Genomic DNA, 16,005 nt, shown 5'->3' with positions numbered 1-16,005 from the left:
AGCTAGGCAGGTTCTTGCTTTCCGGCTGTGTAGGCGAGGCAGCCATGTTTGCTGCCGGGAGGGCGATCCGTGCCGTTGGGCATCGTCAATCGAATCACGATTCGCGCCTTCGTGCTGGGCAGCTTTGCGGTCCTGCTGCTGGTTGCCTTGGCGGCCGTGCTCATTCCGGTGCGGTCAGCCATCGATGCCGATCGCCATATCAACCAGATCGAGAACGACGTCATCCCCCGGCTGGTGCAGTTGGACCGCATCAAGAGCGAAGTGACCAATGCGCGCCAGCATATGGCCAAGGCACTGATCGATGGCACGGCCGAGCGCCATGCGGCCGAGGCCATGGCGACGCACGCATCCATGATGGAAGCCGAACGCCTGATCGCCCGTTATCGCAGCACGATCGTCGACCCGGAAGAACGCCGTTTGTTCGAGCACGCCACCACCGTGTGGCGCACCTGGAAAACGGCGCGTGAAGAGGTTTTGCGCGTGGCTTTGCAGGATTACGCTGCCGCTGCGGCGCTCTACCAGGTCGATGCGCCCTATCTGGGCAACGACCTTGGCGGCACGATCGACGCGGTCATCGCCCATCAGCAGCAGCGCTCGATGATCCTGGCGCGCAACGAGGCACGCAATATCCACGATGCCGTGCGCCTGGCGGTCGGCCTGGGCGTGGTCATGGTGGCGGTGGCGGCGCTGATCATCGCCTGCTTGTTGCGGCGGGTGACGACCCCGCTGCTGCGCCTGGCCGAAGCCATGCGCGCAATGGGCGATGGCGCGCTTGACCATGCCATTCCCGGCGGGCAGCGGCATGACGAGATCGGCGCGATCAGCCAGGCTCTCTATGCCATCAAGCGCCTGGTGGCGCACAAGGCGCGGGAAAAGGCCAATCAGGAACTTGCCGTGCAAAGGCGCCTCGCCGAACAGGCGCGCGAAGAGGAACGCAAGCGCGAAGTGGTGATCGACCGCATCTCGTGCGCCCTTTCGGCCATGGCCAGCGGCGATCTGGGCAAGGCCCGCCCACAGTTGCCGGCCGAATACGAACGCATTGCCCGCGATTTTGAGACGACCGTGGGGCGCTGGCTTCAGGCGCAGGACGCCGTGGAATATCTCGCCACGCACGATGCCTTGACCGGGCTTGGCAACGCCGGGCTGGCGCGGCGGACGGTGGACGAACTCGTGGCCGACGAGCCGCCCTACTTCGCCATCCTGCTGTTCGAACTGGAACGGTTTTCGGCGATCAATGAAGTGTTCGGTCATGCGGCAGGCGATGACCTCTTGCGCGACGTGGCAGAGATCCTGCGCCAGGCTGCCCATCCGCATGATGTGATTGCGCGCATGGGCAGCCATGAATTCGCCATCGTCCAGCGTGCGGCCGATGGCCCGGACGACACGCGCCGCTTGGCCGCCACGATTGCCGATGCCGTGGCAGCGCGCTGGAACCCCTCTCGTGATCCACGCGCCGTGGCACTGGGCACGGGCATTGCCACCTATCCCAGCGATGGGGACACGGCCGCCGCGCTTCAATCGGCGGCCGCTCTGGCGCTGGATCGCGCGCGCAAGGCTGGTCGCGGCCAGACCCGCTTCTTCGACGCGAGCATGGATGCGGCCGCACGGGCTGCGTTGCGGTTACAGTCCGATCTCGGCCACGCGCTGGTGCGTCGCCAATTTCACCTGGATTTCCAGCCGATCGTCGATCCGGCCAGTCACGCCGTGCAGGGATACGAAGCCTTGCTGCGCTGGTGCCATCCCGATCTTGGTGCGATCCCGCCGGGGGAATTCATTCCCCTGGCCGAAAGCAGCGGCGCGATCGTGGCGATCGGCGAATGGGTGCTGCACCAGGCTTGCGCAGCGGCCAGCACATGGCCGGGCGAGGTGTTTGTGGCGGTCAATATCTCGGCGGTCCAGTTGCAACTGGCCAACTTGCCCGAAATCGTCGCGCAAACGCTGCATGATACCGGGCTGGCACCGCAGCGGCTGGAGCTGGAAATCACCGAGACCGCGCTGATTTCCAATCGCGAAGGGGCCTTGGCCATTCTCGAGAAGATCCGCGCCCTGGGTGTCCACATCAGCATGGACGATTTCGGCACCGGCTATTCCTCGCTCAGCAGCTTGCAAAGCTTTCCGTTCAGCAAGCTCAAGATCGACCAGAGCTTCGTCGCGCGCGCCTTGACCGATGCCAAGGCCCGTTCGATCATCCGCGCCGTGGTCGGGCTGGGGCGCAGCCTCGGTCTGCCGGTCCTGGCCGAAGGGGTGGAAACCGAAAGCCAGCGCCAGCTCGTGATGGAAGAAGGCTGCACCGAAGCCCAGGGCTATCTGTTCGGCCGCGCAGTGAATCCGGCCGAAGCCCCGCCAAGCCAGCGCCGCGCGTGATGCGCCCTGTCACTCGGCCAGCTCACTGGGCCAGCTCACTGGGCCAGTTCACTGGGCCAGTTCACTCGGCCGGCTGGGGCGAAAAGACCGGGCTCGGCATCGCCGAAGCCAGCGCCATCGACGGCGAAAGTTGCAGTGGCGGCAACTGGCGCACCGGCCCGCGCCACGGTGTCAGGCGCGGTACGATGGGGCGCAAGGCAAGCGCTGCGCCGGTGAGGATCGCAAAGTCGGTCCCCGGATCGCAGGTCGGCGACGACAGCGAAGCAACCACGGCATCGACCACCGCCGCCCAGGCGCAGGCCGCGCCCGTAGACAGCGCCAAGTCAGGCGAGGGAACATAGGTGGAAAGCCGCGTCGGCTTGAAGGCGCTGATCACGTGGACGATCATCGCCGTGGCCCCGATCAGCCCGGTGCACCCGAGAACCGCCGTCGCCAGACTGGACGAGCGGAAACTGCCCGGCCCGATGCCGATGCCATGCGTCTCGACAAAGGCATGCCAGCCTTGCCAGGCCCAGAATCCGCGTTGCTCCCCTGAAAGCGACTGCCCCTTGTCCACCGTCATGTGGCGCAGCAGGTCGGTCGCGTCGGTCACCAGCACGGGATGGGCGATCATCAGCGCGGTGACCAGCACGGTCATGGCCAGGCCGGCGCCGGCCACGATCAGCGCCCGATCGGCGGGCATTGCGCCTGGCAGCAGCAGGCTGCGGCCCAGCACCATCGCGGCATAAAGGCCGAGCCCGACATAGGCCGTGGTCGCCGTGCTGCACAGCAGCGCCGCGGCCAGCACGAATGCCGCCGGGCCGGTATAGCGCGGGTCGACCCGGCGCAGCCAGCATTCAAACAGGAACGCGAACCAGTTGATCCCGAACCAGGCAAAGCCCGAGGCTTCCGGCCATAGCCCGGCCATGCGCACAAAGCCACGATAGCTGTGGTCAAGCTGCGCGTAGGAGCCATTGCGGAACAGCGCCAGCACCGTGTCCACCGGGGTGCCCTTGCCTGCAACGCTCAGGAAGCCGATCAGCCCGTGGACCAGCCCGGCAATCGCCATCGTGCGCACGAATACCCGCCGCCCGCGCTCCTTGCTGCACACCACATGGGCGGCCATCGCCGTCAGCAAGGTGCCCACCAGGTAGACCGTGGTGGTGATGTTCTGCGTGGAAAAGCTCAGCGGCCGGGTCGAATAGATATAGGCGCGCATCGAGATATAGCGCGCTTCCACCTTGCCGCGCATCGGCGTCACGTCGATCTGCCCGGCAAACAGGCGCGGCCCGATGAAGGCCAGCGCCGCGCCATAGAGAATGAACGTGGCCAGCCAGATATTGGCCCGCGCGGCCTGTCCCACCGCCGCGCCATGCCCCGCGCCCGGCACCAGCAGGCGCAGCGCCATGAACACCAGTGCGAACTGCACCGGCGGGATCGATGAACCGCCCAGCGCCGGCAGCACGATGGCGGCCGATCCGCCGAACAGCGCCGACACCAGCAGGAACGCGAACATCGCCTCGATCGAGCCGGCAAGGAACAAGCCAAGGCCGAACAGCACCTGGATCGCGCCGATGAAGGTCAATAACATCGTTGGCTCCACAAGATCCGCGCAATCGGCGGCAGCAGGAAAGAAGACGAGGCCGGGTGTGGTCAGGGCCTGACGAAATCGGGTGAGCAGCGCACGGCCTTGGCAAAGCAGGCCGGATTGCCGCGCCACACTTCCCCCGCGGGAATGTCTGCCGCCACCACCGATCCGGCGGCAACCACGGCATGATCGCCGATCGTCATGCCCGGCAGCACGATGACCCCGCGCCCCAGCCATACGTTGCGCCCCAGCCGGATCGGGGCAACGCGCACGGCGTCGCCCTCGTGCACCGGGTGATGGTTGGTGTCGCACAGCACGCAATCCGGCCCGATCCGGCAATGGGGGCCGATCTCGATCGCGCTGTGGCAGATCACCTGCACGCCGGTGTTGAGAAACGCGCGGTCCGCCAGGATCACTTCCGCGCCGCGCGCCACCTCGATCCGCACCGGCGCAACGTCTCCGCGCAGGTTGACCCGCGTGCCAATGCGCAGGCGCCCTGCCCCGACGATGCGGGGGCGCTGGCCATGAACGAAAAAGCGTGCCCCCGGAACCACCCCACGCCGCCGCAAGGCCAGGCGCGTGGTCAGTGTCGCCAGCCGGTTGCGCGGTTGGAGCATGCCCAGCCAGCGCGCCACCCGGCCGCCGTCGGCGGCATGGGCCGGGCGAGAGGCAACCGGGGCCGAAGCGGCCGCCATATCTGCCCGGCTATCGGGCGCGACGAGCGGGACGGCGCAATCGGCCGCATCGGACGGTGCGGGCACAACGGTCGTGGCCATGGGCTCCCCCTTTGGGCTTGTGGCAACAGACGGACGACGAAACGAATTTGCATGAGGGCCGGCATTTGGCCGGTTCCGCGACTGGCGCCGCGATCGCCGCCCCGCGACGCGGGCCATGCGCCGGCAGGCCGATCATGCGAGCGCTGCCAGCAAGCCACGGTCGAAATGCTCCGGGGCAAAGTGGCGCGCGTCGGCCATGGCGGCAGCAGGATCGAAATGCGGCAGCCAGGCTTCCATCGCTTCGATCCCCGCGATCAGGGAGTCGACGCTCTGGCTGGCAAAGAACTGGCCCGAAACGTCCTGCGTCACGCTGTCGAGCGCGCCGCCCCCGGCATAGGCCAGCACCGGCCGGCCCGAGGCGATCACTTCCACCGGCACGATCCCGAAATCCTCCTCGGCGGGAAACACCAGGGCGCGACACTGGGCATAGGCACGGCGCAAGGCGTTGAAATCCAGCCGGGGCAAGATGGTGATGGTCGGCCCGGCGCGCTGCCGCATCGCGGCGGCCATCGGGCCATCCCCGATCATCACCAACGGCAGGCCCAGCGCGTTGAAAGCGTCGATGGCCAGGTCGGGCCGCTTGTAGGGCACCATCTGCCCCACCCACAGATAGGCCGGCCCAACGGCTTCGGCGCGGCTGAACAGGTCCACGTCCACCGGCGGATGAACCACGCTGGCCTCGCGTCGCCAGGCCTTGGCGATGCGGCGCTGGATGAAGTGCGAATTGGCCAGGATGCGGTCCACCCGTGCCGCCGATCCCACATCCCAGGCGCGCAGGCGATGGCACAGCAGCGGCATCACCGTGCGGCTGACCAGCCCGGCTGCCGCGCGATAATCGTGGTAGTGATCCCACAGATAGCGCATCGGCGAATGGACGTAGCTGAGGTGCAGCGCGTCGGGCGCGGCAATCACGCCCTTGGCCGGGCCGCTCTCGCTGCTGATCACCAGATCATAGCCGCGCAGGTCGAGTTGTTCGAGCGCCATCGGCATCAGCGGCAGATAGCTGTGATAGTGGCGGCGCGCGCCCGGCAGGCGCTGGATGAAGCTGGTCGTCACCTTGTGCGCGCGGATCGTGTCCGACATGGCGGCGGGATCGTAGACGTGCGTGAACACGTCTGCCTGAGGGAACAGGCGCAGCATCCGCTCCAGCACGCGCTCCCCGCCGCGCATCGTCACCAGCCAGTAATGCACGATCGCCACGCGGGAAAAGCGCTGACGCGGGTCTGTCGCCGCGCCGATCGCGGGCACGGCGCCTCGCTTCGCGCGGACGGGCCTCACCAGATCGTCGACCGGCTTCTCGCCCAGCCGTGCCGTGGCCGGCGTGAACAGGGGCAGGGCGGGGGTGGCCGTGCGGGCGTCGCCCGCACGGCCCGGCATCATCATTGCCGGCTCGATCGTGGCGGAGTCGATTGTTGCCGTTTCCGCTGTTGTCCGCTCCGGGCTGGCGCCCTCCGAACGAAGCGCCATGTCCGCTTCGGCGATGGCGGTATCGGGCGCTATCCCGGGCATCTGCCCGGCCTGGCCCGCAATCGCCCGGGCGCGGGCAGCCGCAGGGCGCCGCCGCTCAGGCATAATAGCTCTCATAGCTGCGGTAGAACGCGGTCTCGCCATAGTCGAAACGCGGCTGCTTGCGCATGTCCACCCGGGTCAGAGCCACCCCGGCGAGCTGCACGCGATCGATCGGCAGCAGCCGCAGGGCCGCGCGCAGGGCCTGTTCGGGCGTCTTGCGCCAGCGCACCACGAAGACGGACGCATCGGCCTTGCCCAGCAAAAGACGCGCGTCGGCAATCGGCAGGACCGGCGCGGTATCGATGATCACCGCGTCGAAGCGTTCGCGCGCCGTGGCCAGCAGACGATCCATTTCCTCGCCGGTCACCAGTTCCGACCGGTCGGTGTTGTCGGCCGAAAGCGGCAGGATCGAAAGCCCCGTCGCCGGATCGACGACCAGTGCATCGTCCAGGCTGGCCGTGCCGTGGAGTACTTCCATCAAGCCGGGGCGTCCTTCACCCCCGCGCAGGAACCGGCTCACCCCCTGCCGGCGCAAGTCGCCGTCGATCAGCAGGATGCGGTCTCCCGCCGCTGCCATCGATCGTGCCAGGCAGATCGAGGTGGTGGTCTTGCCTTCTTCCGGCAGGGCCGAGGTGATCGCGATGATCCGCGCCTCGGTGGTGTTCATCGCGATCGAGGCGCGCAGCGAGCGGAAGCTTTCGGCAAAGACCGAGCGCGGGTCTTCCAGCAGAGCGCTGGCGGGCACCCGCTCTCCGCGCTTGGCCACCGATTGCAGCGTGGGAATGGCGCAGAGATAGCGCACGCCCAGGCGTTCCTCGATATCCTCGCCGGTGGTCAGGCCGGTAAACGTCATTTCCGTCAGGAACGCGGCGGCAATGCCCAGGCCGGTGCCCAGCGCCAGCGCCAGCACGGCGTTGATCAGGATATGCGGGCTGCTGGGGTTGCGGGGCACATCTGCACGGTGCAGCATGTCGGCATCGGCCTGCTCGGTGCCTTCGCGGGCAGTCAGTTCCTTGTAGCGGTTGAGATAGCTTTCATAGAGCGCGTTGGACGTTTCCGCCCGCTTTTGCAGGTCGTCCAGCCCCACTTGCGCGGCATTGTTCTGTGCCAGCGCCCCGCGCGATGCATCCAGCGAGCCGGCGAGCGAAGACAGCCGCTGTTGCGACACGCGCGCCTTGGCTTCCAGGCTGGCGAGCACGCGCTGGGTCTCGGCGGCAATCTGGCGGTTGATCGCATCGAGTTGCGCCTTGGAGCGCAGCACTTCGGGGTGCTGCGGACCATAGCGCGAGGACAGCGCGGCAAATTCGGCGGCGAGGCCGGCTTGCTGCGCACGCATCTGGCCGATCACCGGCGACAGCGACGCTTCGCCCACGCCGCCGCTGCCGCCAGCCTGCAACTGGCGCTGTGCGGCCTCCAACCGGGCTGCGTCCTCGCTGGCTTGCGCCCGCGCGGCCGTCACTTCCTGGTTGTAGGACGAGATTTCCTGTTCCGTCAGCGTGCCTTGCGTGGTGCTGAGCAGGTTGTGCGCGATGCGGTAGCGTTGCACGGCGGCGCTGTCGGCCAGGGCCTGCTGGCGCAACTGCTCCAGCCGGGTGGCAATCACCGAGGTGGTGTCGCGCGCGCCGGTGCGCTTGTTTTCCAGCGCGCCCAGCGTGTACTGCTCGGCAAAGGCATTGGCGATGCGCGCGGCTTCCTGCGGGTCGCGGCTCTCAAAGGTGATGGCGATGCCATAGGTCGTGCCGATGCGCTGCGCCGACACGTTCTTGCCGAGATAGGCGATCGCGGCATCGCGCGCGCTGGCCTGGCCGCTGCCCGGCTTGGCCCCGGCGGATTTTGCGTCACCGGCAGGCGGCGCAAAGCGCGGATCGCGCGCCAGCCCCAGCGCATCGACGACGGCTGCGGTGTTCGCTTCCGACGTGATCACCGAAACCTGCGTGTCGACAAAGCTTTCGCTGGGAATGGCGGGCTGGTCACTGCGATCGTTGGTGCTGGTGGGCGCAACGGGTTGCAGCTTGCTGTTGAGCGTGACTTCCGCGCGCGCCTGATAGGTGCGGGGTTGCAGGGCGGTGATCACCATGCCCACCGCCAGCACACCCAGCAACACGCCCAGGAACACGCCCACGCGGCGGCGGAACATGGCCAGCAGGCGGCGAAGATCGATGCGGTCGGTTGCTGCGGCGCTGTTGGCACGCGGCTCGGCCGGCGTGGCCGGCACGATGCCGGCTGGCGCGCGATAAAAGTCGATTGCGGTGTTCACCATTGCCCCCTTCGGCCAGTCAAGGTCTCCACCCGGCCAGGCGCGGCGGCGGCCCTGCGGCCCCATCGGCACTCGCCCGTTCCCGGTATGACCTCAGCCTGTGGCCGTTCGCCCGCGCAAGGAAGGCCAAGCATATCCGCAGCGGAGCAATAGCCATGGGGCCTGCACGTGCCTTTGCGGCCGGGCGCGTGACGGCCGCCGCAGCGCCGCGCAAGCCGGGGGGAGGCGCGTGGTGCCTGACCCAGGCCCTATCGGTAAATTACCGTATGGCACCGGAAAAATGCGTAGGATTTGCCCGCATTGGCGGGCTCGTTGTGCGGTCTGGGTGCGGGCGCAGTCCCCGGGCGGGAAAGCCCTGGCAAGGGCCGCCAAACGCGATTCGGTTGGCTCCGGATTGCCTCCAAGTCGGAGCCTTCATCCCGGGCCGCTCCATTGTCTTCGCGCGGCCCCGGCATAGAACAACCGGGAAACGAACGCACACGGAGGGTGTAACGTGATTCCCCAAATCGATCATGGCCTTTTGCGCCATTCCGGTCCGGCGCGGCAGCGTCGGCGGGCGCCTTTGCTCGCCGCCGCGCTGGGGTTGGCGCTGCTCCTGCCCGCTTGCGCCGGCACGCCGCCGGCGCCGCTCTCTGCGGCGGATGTCCAGGCCGGCCTTGCCGGCTATCGCGTCGGCGCGGGGGACAAGCTGCGCATCACGGTGTTCAACGAACCGACGCTGACGGGTGAATACAATGTCACGTCCTCGGGCGCGGTGGCTTTCCCGCTGATCGGCGTGGTCCAGGCGGGCGATCACACGATCGACGATGTCACGCGCGAGATCACGGGGCGGCTCGCGGGCGCCTATGTCAACGATCCGCGCGTCAGCGTCGAAGTGCTCAACTATCGCCCGTTCTACATCCTGGGCGAAGTGAACAAGCCCGGCGAATATCCCTATGCCTCGGGGATGACGGTGGACCAGGCGATCGCCAAGGCCGGTGGCTTTACCTATCGCGCCAACGAGAAGACCGCGTTCCTGCGGCGCCAGACCTCAAGCGGCGAACACAGCGTCTCGCTGCGCGGCGGCCGGCCGGTGGCGGTTTTGCCCGGTGACACGATCCGCGTGGGTGAACGCTATTTCTGATCCCGGCTTGCGTGTCTGATGGCCCGGCACGGGCTGGTCTGTCAGCCTTGGTTCCATTGCCTGCCGTGCAACGCGGTTGGGGGCTATTTCTTGCTGCCTACCGCCACGCCGGCGATGGTCGCGTCGCCCGGTTCCACCGTTGCGCCGGAAAAGGGATCGGGCGTGTGCAGCTTGAGCGCAAAGGCATAGCCCATTTCCGCTGCGGCAGGCCCGTAAAAGCCGCCGGTGAACGTGCCGCTAACAAAGTCGGTGGGGCCGGTGGAAAATGCCCCGGCAAAGTTGCTGGCGGATATCGTGCCGGTGCCGGTGTAGCTTGTGGTTGAGGCGGAACCGCCCGTTCCCGCAGGCTGTAGCAGAAGGGTGGTATCGACCGTGGCTTTGGCGAAATCGGCGGTCAAAGTGGCTGTTCCGGTCAACGCGGCTCCGCTTGTGGGGGCGTAGTTGTAGCTCAGCTTCGTGGCGGCGACGGTGGCGTTGTAGGATGCCGTGCCGCTGGTGGGCATGCTGGTGCCGGCCGTGGGCGTGCCGAACAGGAAATAGGTGATATCGGTGTGCTGGCTGGCCGTATCGGTGTGCGACCACTTGGCAAAGCTGGTATAGCTGAGCGCGACAGGCGCGCTGGCGGTGCTGGTGCCTTGCGCATTGCCATAAAGCGTCAGGGTATCGGCGCTTTTGGCGAAGTCGGTGGCATAGCCGCTGCTGGTCGTCTTGTCGGCGGCGGCGAAGCTGGCGCTGATGCCATTGGCCTGCACGGTATAGGTGGCGGTGGCGGCGTCATAAGCAATCGTTGTCGCCGCGCTTTGCCCCGATGTGGTGGCCGGGTTGACCGTGGCGTTGCTACCGTTAAGCCCGGATGCCAGAGTGCCGGTATAGCCCGTGGTCGCCGTCGTCGCGGGAAACTGGGTGGTCTTGGCCAGGGGAAACGGTGGCGTGGGCGTCGATGCCATGTTGCCACCATCGCCGCCTCCGCAGCCGGCCAGCAGCATGGGGGCCAGAAAAGCCGCCATGCTGGCGATGCGCGATGTGGTTGCCATGGACGGGAGCGGCCTTCTGCAATGGTGCGTAAGGCTTTGTCGTACACGACATCGTTATGAAAAACAGATATTTGTTGCGCCGATTTGGTGGGCAGATCCGTGGCGGGGATTGCCGGTATCCTGGCAGGATCTGCCCACTGACTGCGCGGATCAGCCCAGGATACCGGGCAGGTCCAGCCCTCTTTCGCGGGCGCAATCCTGCGCGATGGCATAGCCTGCGTCGGCGTGGCGCATCACGCCGGTGGCCGGGTCGTTCCACAGCACGCGCTCCAGGCGGCGCGCGGCTTCGGGTGTGCCGTCGGCCACGATGACCATCCCCGAATGCTGGGAATAGCCCATGCCCACGCCGCCGCCGTGGTGCAGCGAAACCCAGGTGGCGCCGCTGGCGCAGTTGAGCAGGGCGTTCAGCAGCGGCCAGTCGGACACGGCGTCGGACCCGTCCTGCATCGCTTCGGTCTCGCGGTTGGGGCTGGCGACCGAGCCGCTGTCGAGGTGGTCGCGCCCGATCACTACCGGCGCTTTCAATTCGCCGTTGGCGACCATCTCGTTGAAGGCCAGGCCCAACCGGTGGCGGTCGCCCAGGCCCACCCAGCAGATGCGGGCGGGCAGGCCCTGGAAGTGGATGCGCTCGCGCGCCATGTCTAGCCAGTTGTGCAGATGGGCGTTGTCGGGCAGCAGTTCCTTCACCTTCTGGTCGGTCTTGTAGATGTCTTCCGGATCGCCCGACAGCGCCGCCCAGCGGAACGGGCCGATCCCCCGGCAGAACAGCGGGCGGATGTAGGCTGGCACGAAGCCGGGAAAATCAAAGGCATTCGCAACGCCTTCGTCAAAGGCGACCTGGCGGATGTTGTTGCCATAGTCGGTGGTCGGCACGCCGCGCGCCTGGAATTCCAGCAAAGCGCGGACATGGGTGGCCATGCTGGCGCGGGCGGCCTTGGCCACGGCTTCGGGCTCGCGCTCGCGCCGCTCGATCCATTCGGCCACGGTCCAGCCCGCGGGCAGGTAGCCGTTGATCGGATCGTGGGCACTGGTCTGGTCGGTCAGCAGATCGGGCAGGATGCCGGCTTCCAGCATCTGCGGCAGGATTTCGGCGGCATTGCCCAGCAGGCCTACCGATACGGGCTTTTTGTCCGCGCAGGACTGGCGGATGATTGCCATGGCTTCGTCCAGCGTTTCGGCGGCATGATCGAGGTATCCGGTGCGCAGGCGCATTTCGATCCGGCTGCGCTGGCATTCGATGGCCAGGCACGAGGCGCCGGCCATCACCGCTGCGAGCGGCTGCGCGCCGCCCATGCCGCCCAGGCCCGCCGTCAGCAGCCACTTGCCGGAAAGATCGCCACCATGGTGCTGGCGGCCCATTTCCACGAAGGTTTCATAGGTGCCCTGCACGATGCCCTGCGTGCCGATGTAGATCCACGAGCCGGCGGTCATCTGGCCGTACATGGCCAGCCCCTTGCGATCCAGTTCGTTGAAATGCTCCCAATTGGCCCACTGCGGCACCAGATTGGAATTGGCGATCAGCACGCGCGGGGCATCGGCGTGGGTGCGGAACACGCCCACCGGCTTGCCCGATTGCACCAGCAGGGTCTGGTCGCTTTCCAGGCGGCGCAGGGTTTCCACGATCCGGTCATAGCTTTCCCAGTCGCGCGCGGCGCGGCCGATGCCGCCATAGACCACCAGTTCTTCAGGCCGTTCGGCAACATCGGGGTGCAAGTTGTTCATCAACATGCGCAAGGGCGCTTCGGTCAGCCAGGATTTGGCGGTCAGTTCGGTGCCCGTGGCGGGGCGGATCACGCGGCTGTTGTCCAAACGGGTCATCGTCATTCTCCGGCGAAGGCAAGGCAGGCGCGCAGCACGCGCGTAAGGATCGGTTGCAGATGGGCCAGGCGCGCCGGATCGGGCCGGGGCGGCCAGTTTTCCGGCGTGGGTTCAAGCGGTTCGGCCAGGTAGCCGCGCATTGCCAGTTCCATCTGGATGGCATGGATGCCCGCTTCAGGGGCGCCGTGGTGGCGCGTGGTCCAGCCGCCCTTGAAACGGCCATTGACCACATGGCTTTCCCCGCTTTCTGCGCACACCGCAGCAACGGCGCGTTCCAGTTCCGGCGCGCAGGAGCGCCCGTCGTTGGTGCCGATATTGAACAGCGGCAGTTCGCCATCGAACAGACGCGGCACCCGGCTGCGGATGGAATGGGCATCGTAGAGCACGACTTGCTCATGAATGGAACGAAGCCGTTCCATTTCTGCGCGCAGGCCTGCGTGGTAGGGCGCGTGCCAGGTTTCGCGGCGGCGGGCGATTTCCGCCGCGTCGAGCGGGGCGGGGATCAGCGCTTCGCCGTCGAACGTGGTTTCCGGGCAGAGGCCGGTGGTGGCCATGCCCGGATAGAGCGAGGCGCCCGAGGGATCGCGGTTGGCATCGATCACGCTGCGCGAAATGGCGGTGGCGACCAGTGTGGCGCCCAGATCGCGGGCAAAGCCATAGACCTCGTCGATCCACCAATCGGTGTCGCGCCGCGCCAGCCAGTCGGACCCGAACGGGCAACCGGCAAGGTCGGTGCCGCCGTGCGGAAAGGCGACGATCAGCGGCGCGGTGCCGCGATGGACAGTAAGCCAGTCCATCAGCCCAGCACCGGCAACGACAGCGGGCAGGCGGCCAGCACTGCGCCGCGTTCGACCATGGCGCGGGCCACGGCAATGTCGGGGGCGAAGTGGCGGTCTTCCACCAGTGGCGGCACCGCGGCGCGCAGCATGGCGCGCACCGCTTCAAGTGCTTCGCTGGACCGCAAGGGGGCGTGGAATTCGATGCCCTGCACGGCGGCCAGCAGTTCGAGGCCGAGGATCGCGTCGAGATTGCCGGCCATGTCGAGCAACCGGCGCGCGCCATGGGCGGCCATGGAAACGTGGTCTTCCTGATTGGCCGAGGTGGGAATGGAATCGACGCTGCACGGCGCGGCGCGCTGCTTGTTTTCCGAAACCAGCGCGGCGGCGGTCACTTGCGGGATCATGAAGCCCGAATGGAGGCCGGGCAGCGGGGTGAGGAAAGCAGGCAGGCCGGACAATGCGGGATCGACCAGCATGGCGAGGCGCCGTTCCGACAGGGAGCCGATTTCGGCGAGCGCCAGCGCGATCATGTCGGCGGCAAAGGCCACCGGCTCGGCATGGAAATTGCCGCCGGACAGGGCCTCGTCGGCCTCGGGGAAAATCAGCGGGTTGTCGGTCACGCCGTTGGCTTCGATTTCCAGCGTGCGCGCGGCCTGGCGCAGCACATCGAGCGCGGCGCCCATGACTTGCGGCTGGCAACGCAGGCAATAGGGATCCTGCACGCGCGGATCGTCCACCGCGTGGCTGGCGCGGATCGCACTGCCGGCCATCAGCGCGCGCAGGGCGGCGGCGGTCTCGATCTGGCCGCCATGACCGCGCAGGGCGTGGATGCGATGGTCGAACGGGGTATCGGTGCCGCGCGCCGCCTCGGTGGAGAGCGCGCCGGTGACGAGGCCGGTGGCGAGCAGGCGTTCGGCGGCAAACAGCCCGGCCAGGGCGTTGGCCGTGGAGAATTGCGTGCCGTTGAGCAGCGCCAGACCTTCCTTGGGGCCAAGCGCGATGGGTTCGAGCCCGGCAGCGGCCAGCGCCTGCGCGGCGGGCTGGGCTACGCCGTTCACGAAAATTTCGCCTACGCCGAGCATCGTGGCGGTCATGTGCGACAGCGGGGCAAGATCGCCGCTGGCGCCCACCGAACCCTGGCAGGGCACCACCGGCACCAGCCCGGCGCGCAGCATGGCTTCGAGCAGGCGCACGGTTTCGGGCCGCACGCCCGAGGCGCCCTGGGCCAGGCTGGCCAGCTTGAGCGCCATCATCAGCCGCACCACGGGGATCGGCGAGGGTGCGCCGGTGCCGGCGGCGTGGCTGAGCACGATATTGCGTTGCAAGGCGGCGAGGTCTTCATCGGCAATGCGCACGCTGGCCAGCTTGCCGAAGCCGGTGTTGATGCCATAGACCGCCGCACCCTTGGCCAGGATGCGCGCCACGGCGGCGGCACTGGTGGCGATGGCGCCCCAGGCTGCGTCATGCAGCGCCACATCGGCGCCGGCATGGATCGCGCGCCAATCGGCCAGCGTGGCGGCGCCGGGGGTGAGAACAACAGGGCTCATTTTCCACTCCAGATGCGGGCATGGAGCGGCGCGGCGCCCATCCCGTGAACAAGATCGGCCGGGCGCGCGATGTTCCAAATCGCCAGATCGGCGCGCTGGCCGGGCACGAGCTGGCCGAGCGTACCGGCCAGGCCCAGCGCGCGCGCGGCATGGACCGTGGCGCCCAGCAGGCATTCTTCCACCGTTAGCCCGAACAGCGTGGCGCCCATGTTCATGGCCAGTAGCAGGGACGTGAGCGGGGATGTGCCGGGGTTGCAGTCGGTGGCGATGGCCATCGGAACGCCAGCCGCGCGCAAGGCGGCGATCGGCGGCTTGACTGTTTCGCGCATGAAATAGAACGCGCCGGGCAGCAGCATGGCGACCGTGCCACTCGCCGCCATGGCCGCCACGCCCGCTGCGTCGAGGTGTTCCAGATGATCGGCGCAGAGCGCGCCATGCTCGGCCGCCAGCGCCGCCCCGCCCAGATTGGAAAGCTGTTCGGCATGGAGCCGCACGGGCAGGCCCAGCGCACGCGCTGCGTGGAACAGCCGATCGACCTGCGCGGGGGAAAAGGCGATCCCTTCGCAGAAGGCGTCGACGGCATCGACCAGGCCTTCGCCCGCAAGCGTGGGCAACCAATGCTCGGCCAGTTCCGTGATATAGCCATCGGCATTGCCCACCCATTCGGGTGGCAGGGCATGGGCGCCCAGGAACGTGGTGACGACATGGACCGGGCGCACCGTGCCAAGCATGCGCGCTGCGCGCAGCATCGTGCGTTCGGCGTCGAGCGTCAGGCCATAGCCCGACTTGATTTCGACTGTCGTCACGCCTTGCGCCAGCAGGGCATCGAGCCGGGGCAGGGCGGCCGCGACGAGATCGTCCACGCTGGCGCCGCGCGTGGCGCGCACCGTGGCCATGATGCCGCCCCCGGCGCGGGCAATGTCCTGATAGCTGGCGCCGGCGAGGCGCGCTTCCCATTCATCCGAGCGGTTGCCGGCAAAGACCAGGTGGGTGTGCGCGTCGATCAGGCCCGGCGTGATCCAGCGTCCGCCGCAATCGATGGTCTGCGCAGCCTGGAACGCAGGCGCATTATCCGCCGGGCCGACGTGGAGAATGACCCCGTCGCGCGCGGCCAGCACGCCGTTTTCGATCACGCCAAGTCCAGACCCTGCCATCGTGGCGAGCTGTGCATTGGTCCAGATCGTGTCGCACTGCATGGTGCTTGGTCCTTGCCGGGGCTACAATAATGTAT

At 67.6% G+C, this 16,005-nt stretch carries 11 protein-coding genes; 2 read left to right on the top strand and 9 right to left on the bottom strand.

The features are described from left to right. Window positions 1–69: 69 nt before the first annotated feature. Window positions 70–2,364 carry an EAL domain-containing protein gene (locus IE191_RS10770; RefSeq protein ID WP_191324367.1) on the top strand — a complete coding sequence of 765 codons (2,295 nt, stop codon included), beginning with the start codon at window positions 70–72 and terminating at the stop codon, window positions 2,362–2,364. Between the two features lie 61 nt (window positions 2,365–2,425). On the opposite strand, the gene IE191_RS10765 is transcribed toward IE191_RS10770, so the two are convergent. The 4 genes from IE191_RS10765 to IE191_RS10750 all read right to left on the bottom strand — a co-directional run bounded on the left by IE191_RS10765 (window position 2,426) and on the right by IE191_RS10750 (window position 8,476). After that, window positions 2,426–3,934, bottom strand: coding sequence for a hypothetical protein (locus IE191_RS10765; protein ID WP_191324366.1), 1,509 nt, complete (start codon window positions 3,932–3,934; stop codon window positions 2,426–2,428). A 62-nt stretch (window positions 3,935–3,996) separates the two neighbouring features. Further along, a complete protein-coding gene (locus tag IE191_RS10760) occupies window positions 3,997–4,707 on the bottom strand; it encodes an acyltransferase (RefSeq protein ID WP_229815247.1) in 711 nt (236 codons plus the stop codon). A gap of 132 nt (window positions 4,708–4,839) precedes the next feature. Next, window positions 4,840–5,877 (bottom strand): glycosyltransferase, encoded by a 1,038-nt coding sequence (locus IE191_RS10755; RefSeq protein ID WP_191324433.1) that lies wholly within the window; start codon window positions 5,875–5,877, stop codon window positions 4,840–4,842. Between the two features lie 394 nt (window positions 5,878–6,271). Beyond that, window positions 6,272–8,476, bottom strand: a complete 2,205-nt coding sequence (locus IE191_RS10750) for a GumC family protein (protein ID WP_191324365.1) — start codon at window positions 8,474–8,476, stop codon at window positions 6,272–6,274. Between the two features lie 490 nt (window positions 8,477–8,966). On the opposite strand from IE191_RS10750, the gene IE191_RS10745 reads away from it, so the two are divergent. After that, window positions 8,967–9,596, top strand: a complete 630-nt coding sequence (locus tag IE191_RS10745; RefSeq protein WP_229815246.1) for a polysaccharide biosynthesis/export family protein — start codon at window positions 8,967–8,969, stop codon at window positions 9,594–9,596. Between the two features lie 83 nt (window positions 9,597–9,679). Here the strand turns inward: IE191_RS10745 and IE191_RS10740 are convergent, their stop codons facing one another. The 5 genes from IE191_RS10740 to hutI all read right to left on the bottom strand — a co-directional run bounded on the left by IE191_RS10740 (window position 9,680) and on the right by hutI (window position 15,970). Further along, a complete protein-coding gene (locus IE191_RS10740; protein ID WP_191324364.1) occupies window positions 9,680–10,630 on the bottom strand; it encodes a transferrin-binding protein-like solute binding protein in 951 nt (316 codons plus the stop codon). Between the two features lie 150 nt (window positions 10,631–10,780). Then, window positions 10,781–12,448: a urocanate hydratase gene (hutU, locus tag IE191_RS10735; protein WP_191324363.1), complete on the bottom strand. Its 1,668-nt coding sequence runs from the start codon at window positions 12,446–12,448 to the stop codon at window positions 10,781–10,783. Between the two features lie 2 nt (window positions 12,449–12,450). Beyond that, window positions 12,451–13,245, bottom strand: coding sequence for an N-formylglutamate deformylase (hutG, locus tag IE191_RS10730; protein WP_191324362.1), 795 nt, complete (start codon window positions 13,243–13,245; stop codon window positions 12,451–12,453). Further along, window positions 13,245–14,774 (bottom strand): histidine ammonia-lyase, encoded by a 1,530-nt coding sequence (gene hutH / locus IE191_RS10725; RefSeq protein WP_229815245.1) that lies wholly within the window; start codon window positions 14,772–14,774, stop codon window positions 13,245–13,247. Before hutH ends, hutG begins: the two co-directional genes overlap by 1 nt. Continuing rightward, entirely contained in the window at window positions 14,771–15,970 is a 1,200-nt protein-coding gene (gene hutI / locus IE191_RS10720; RefSeq protein WP_191324361.1) for an imidazolonepropionase, read from the bottom strand. Before hutI ends, hutH begins: the two co-directional genes overlap by 4 nt. Window positions 15,971–16,005 lie beyond the last annotated feature (35 nt).

The sequence above is a fragment of the Novosphingobium pokkalii genome, assembly GCF_014652855.1.
Lineage (GTDB): Bacteria > Pseudomonadota > Alphaproteobacteria > Sphingomonadales > Sphingomonadaceae > Novosphingobium > Novosphingobium pokkalii.
Note: the sequence above shows the minus strand (reverse complement) of the source record. Positions and strands in the feature narration are given on the sequence as shown.

Excerpts from the sequence above, each read along its gene's own strand:
- hutI (WP_191324361.1), bottom strand. The coding sequence starts at position 15,970 with ATGCAGTGCGACACGATCTGGACCAATGCACAGCTCGCCACGATGGCA.
- IE191_RS10750 (WP_191324365.1), bottom strand. The coding sequence starts at position 8,476 with ATGGTGAACACCGCAATCGACTTTTATCGCGCGCCAGCCGGCATCGTG.
- hutU (WP_191324363.1), bottom strand. The coding sequence starts at position 12,448 with ATGACCCGTTTGGACAACAGCCGCGTGATCCGCCCCGCCACGGGCACC.
- hutG (WP_191324362.1), bottom strand. The coding sequence starts at position 13,245 with ATGGACTGGCTTACTGTCCATCGCGGCACCGCGCCGCTGATCGTCGCC.
- IE191_RS10760 (WP_229815247.1), bottom strand. The coding sequence starts at position 4,707 with ATGGCCACGACCGTTGTGCCCGCACCGTCCGATGCGGCCGATTGCGCC.
- IE191_RS10755 (WP_191324433.1), bottom strand. The coding sequence starts at position 5,877 with ATGCGCGGCGGGGAGCGCGTGCTGGAGCGGATGCTGCGCCTGTTCCCT.
- IE191_RS10765 (WP_191324366.1), bottom strand. The coding sequence starts at position 3,934 with ATGTTATTGACCTTCATCGGCGCGATCCAGGTGCTGTTCGGCCTTGGC.
- IE191_RS10740 (WP_191324364.1), bottom strand. The coding sequence starts at position 10,630 with ATGGCAACCACATCGCGCATCGCCAGCATGGCGGCTTTTCTGGCCCCC.
- hutH (WP_229815245.1), bottom strand. The coding sequence starts at position 14,774 with ATGAGCCCTGTTGTTCTCACCCCCGGCGCCGCCACGCTGGCCGATTGG.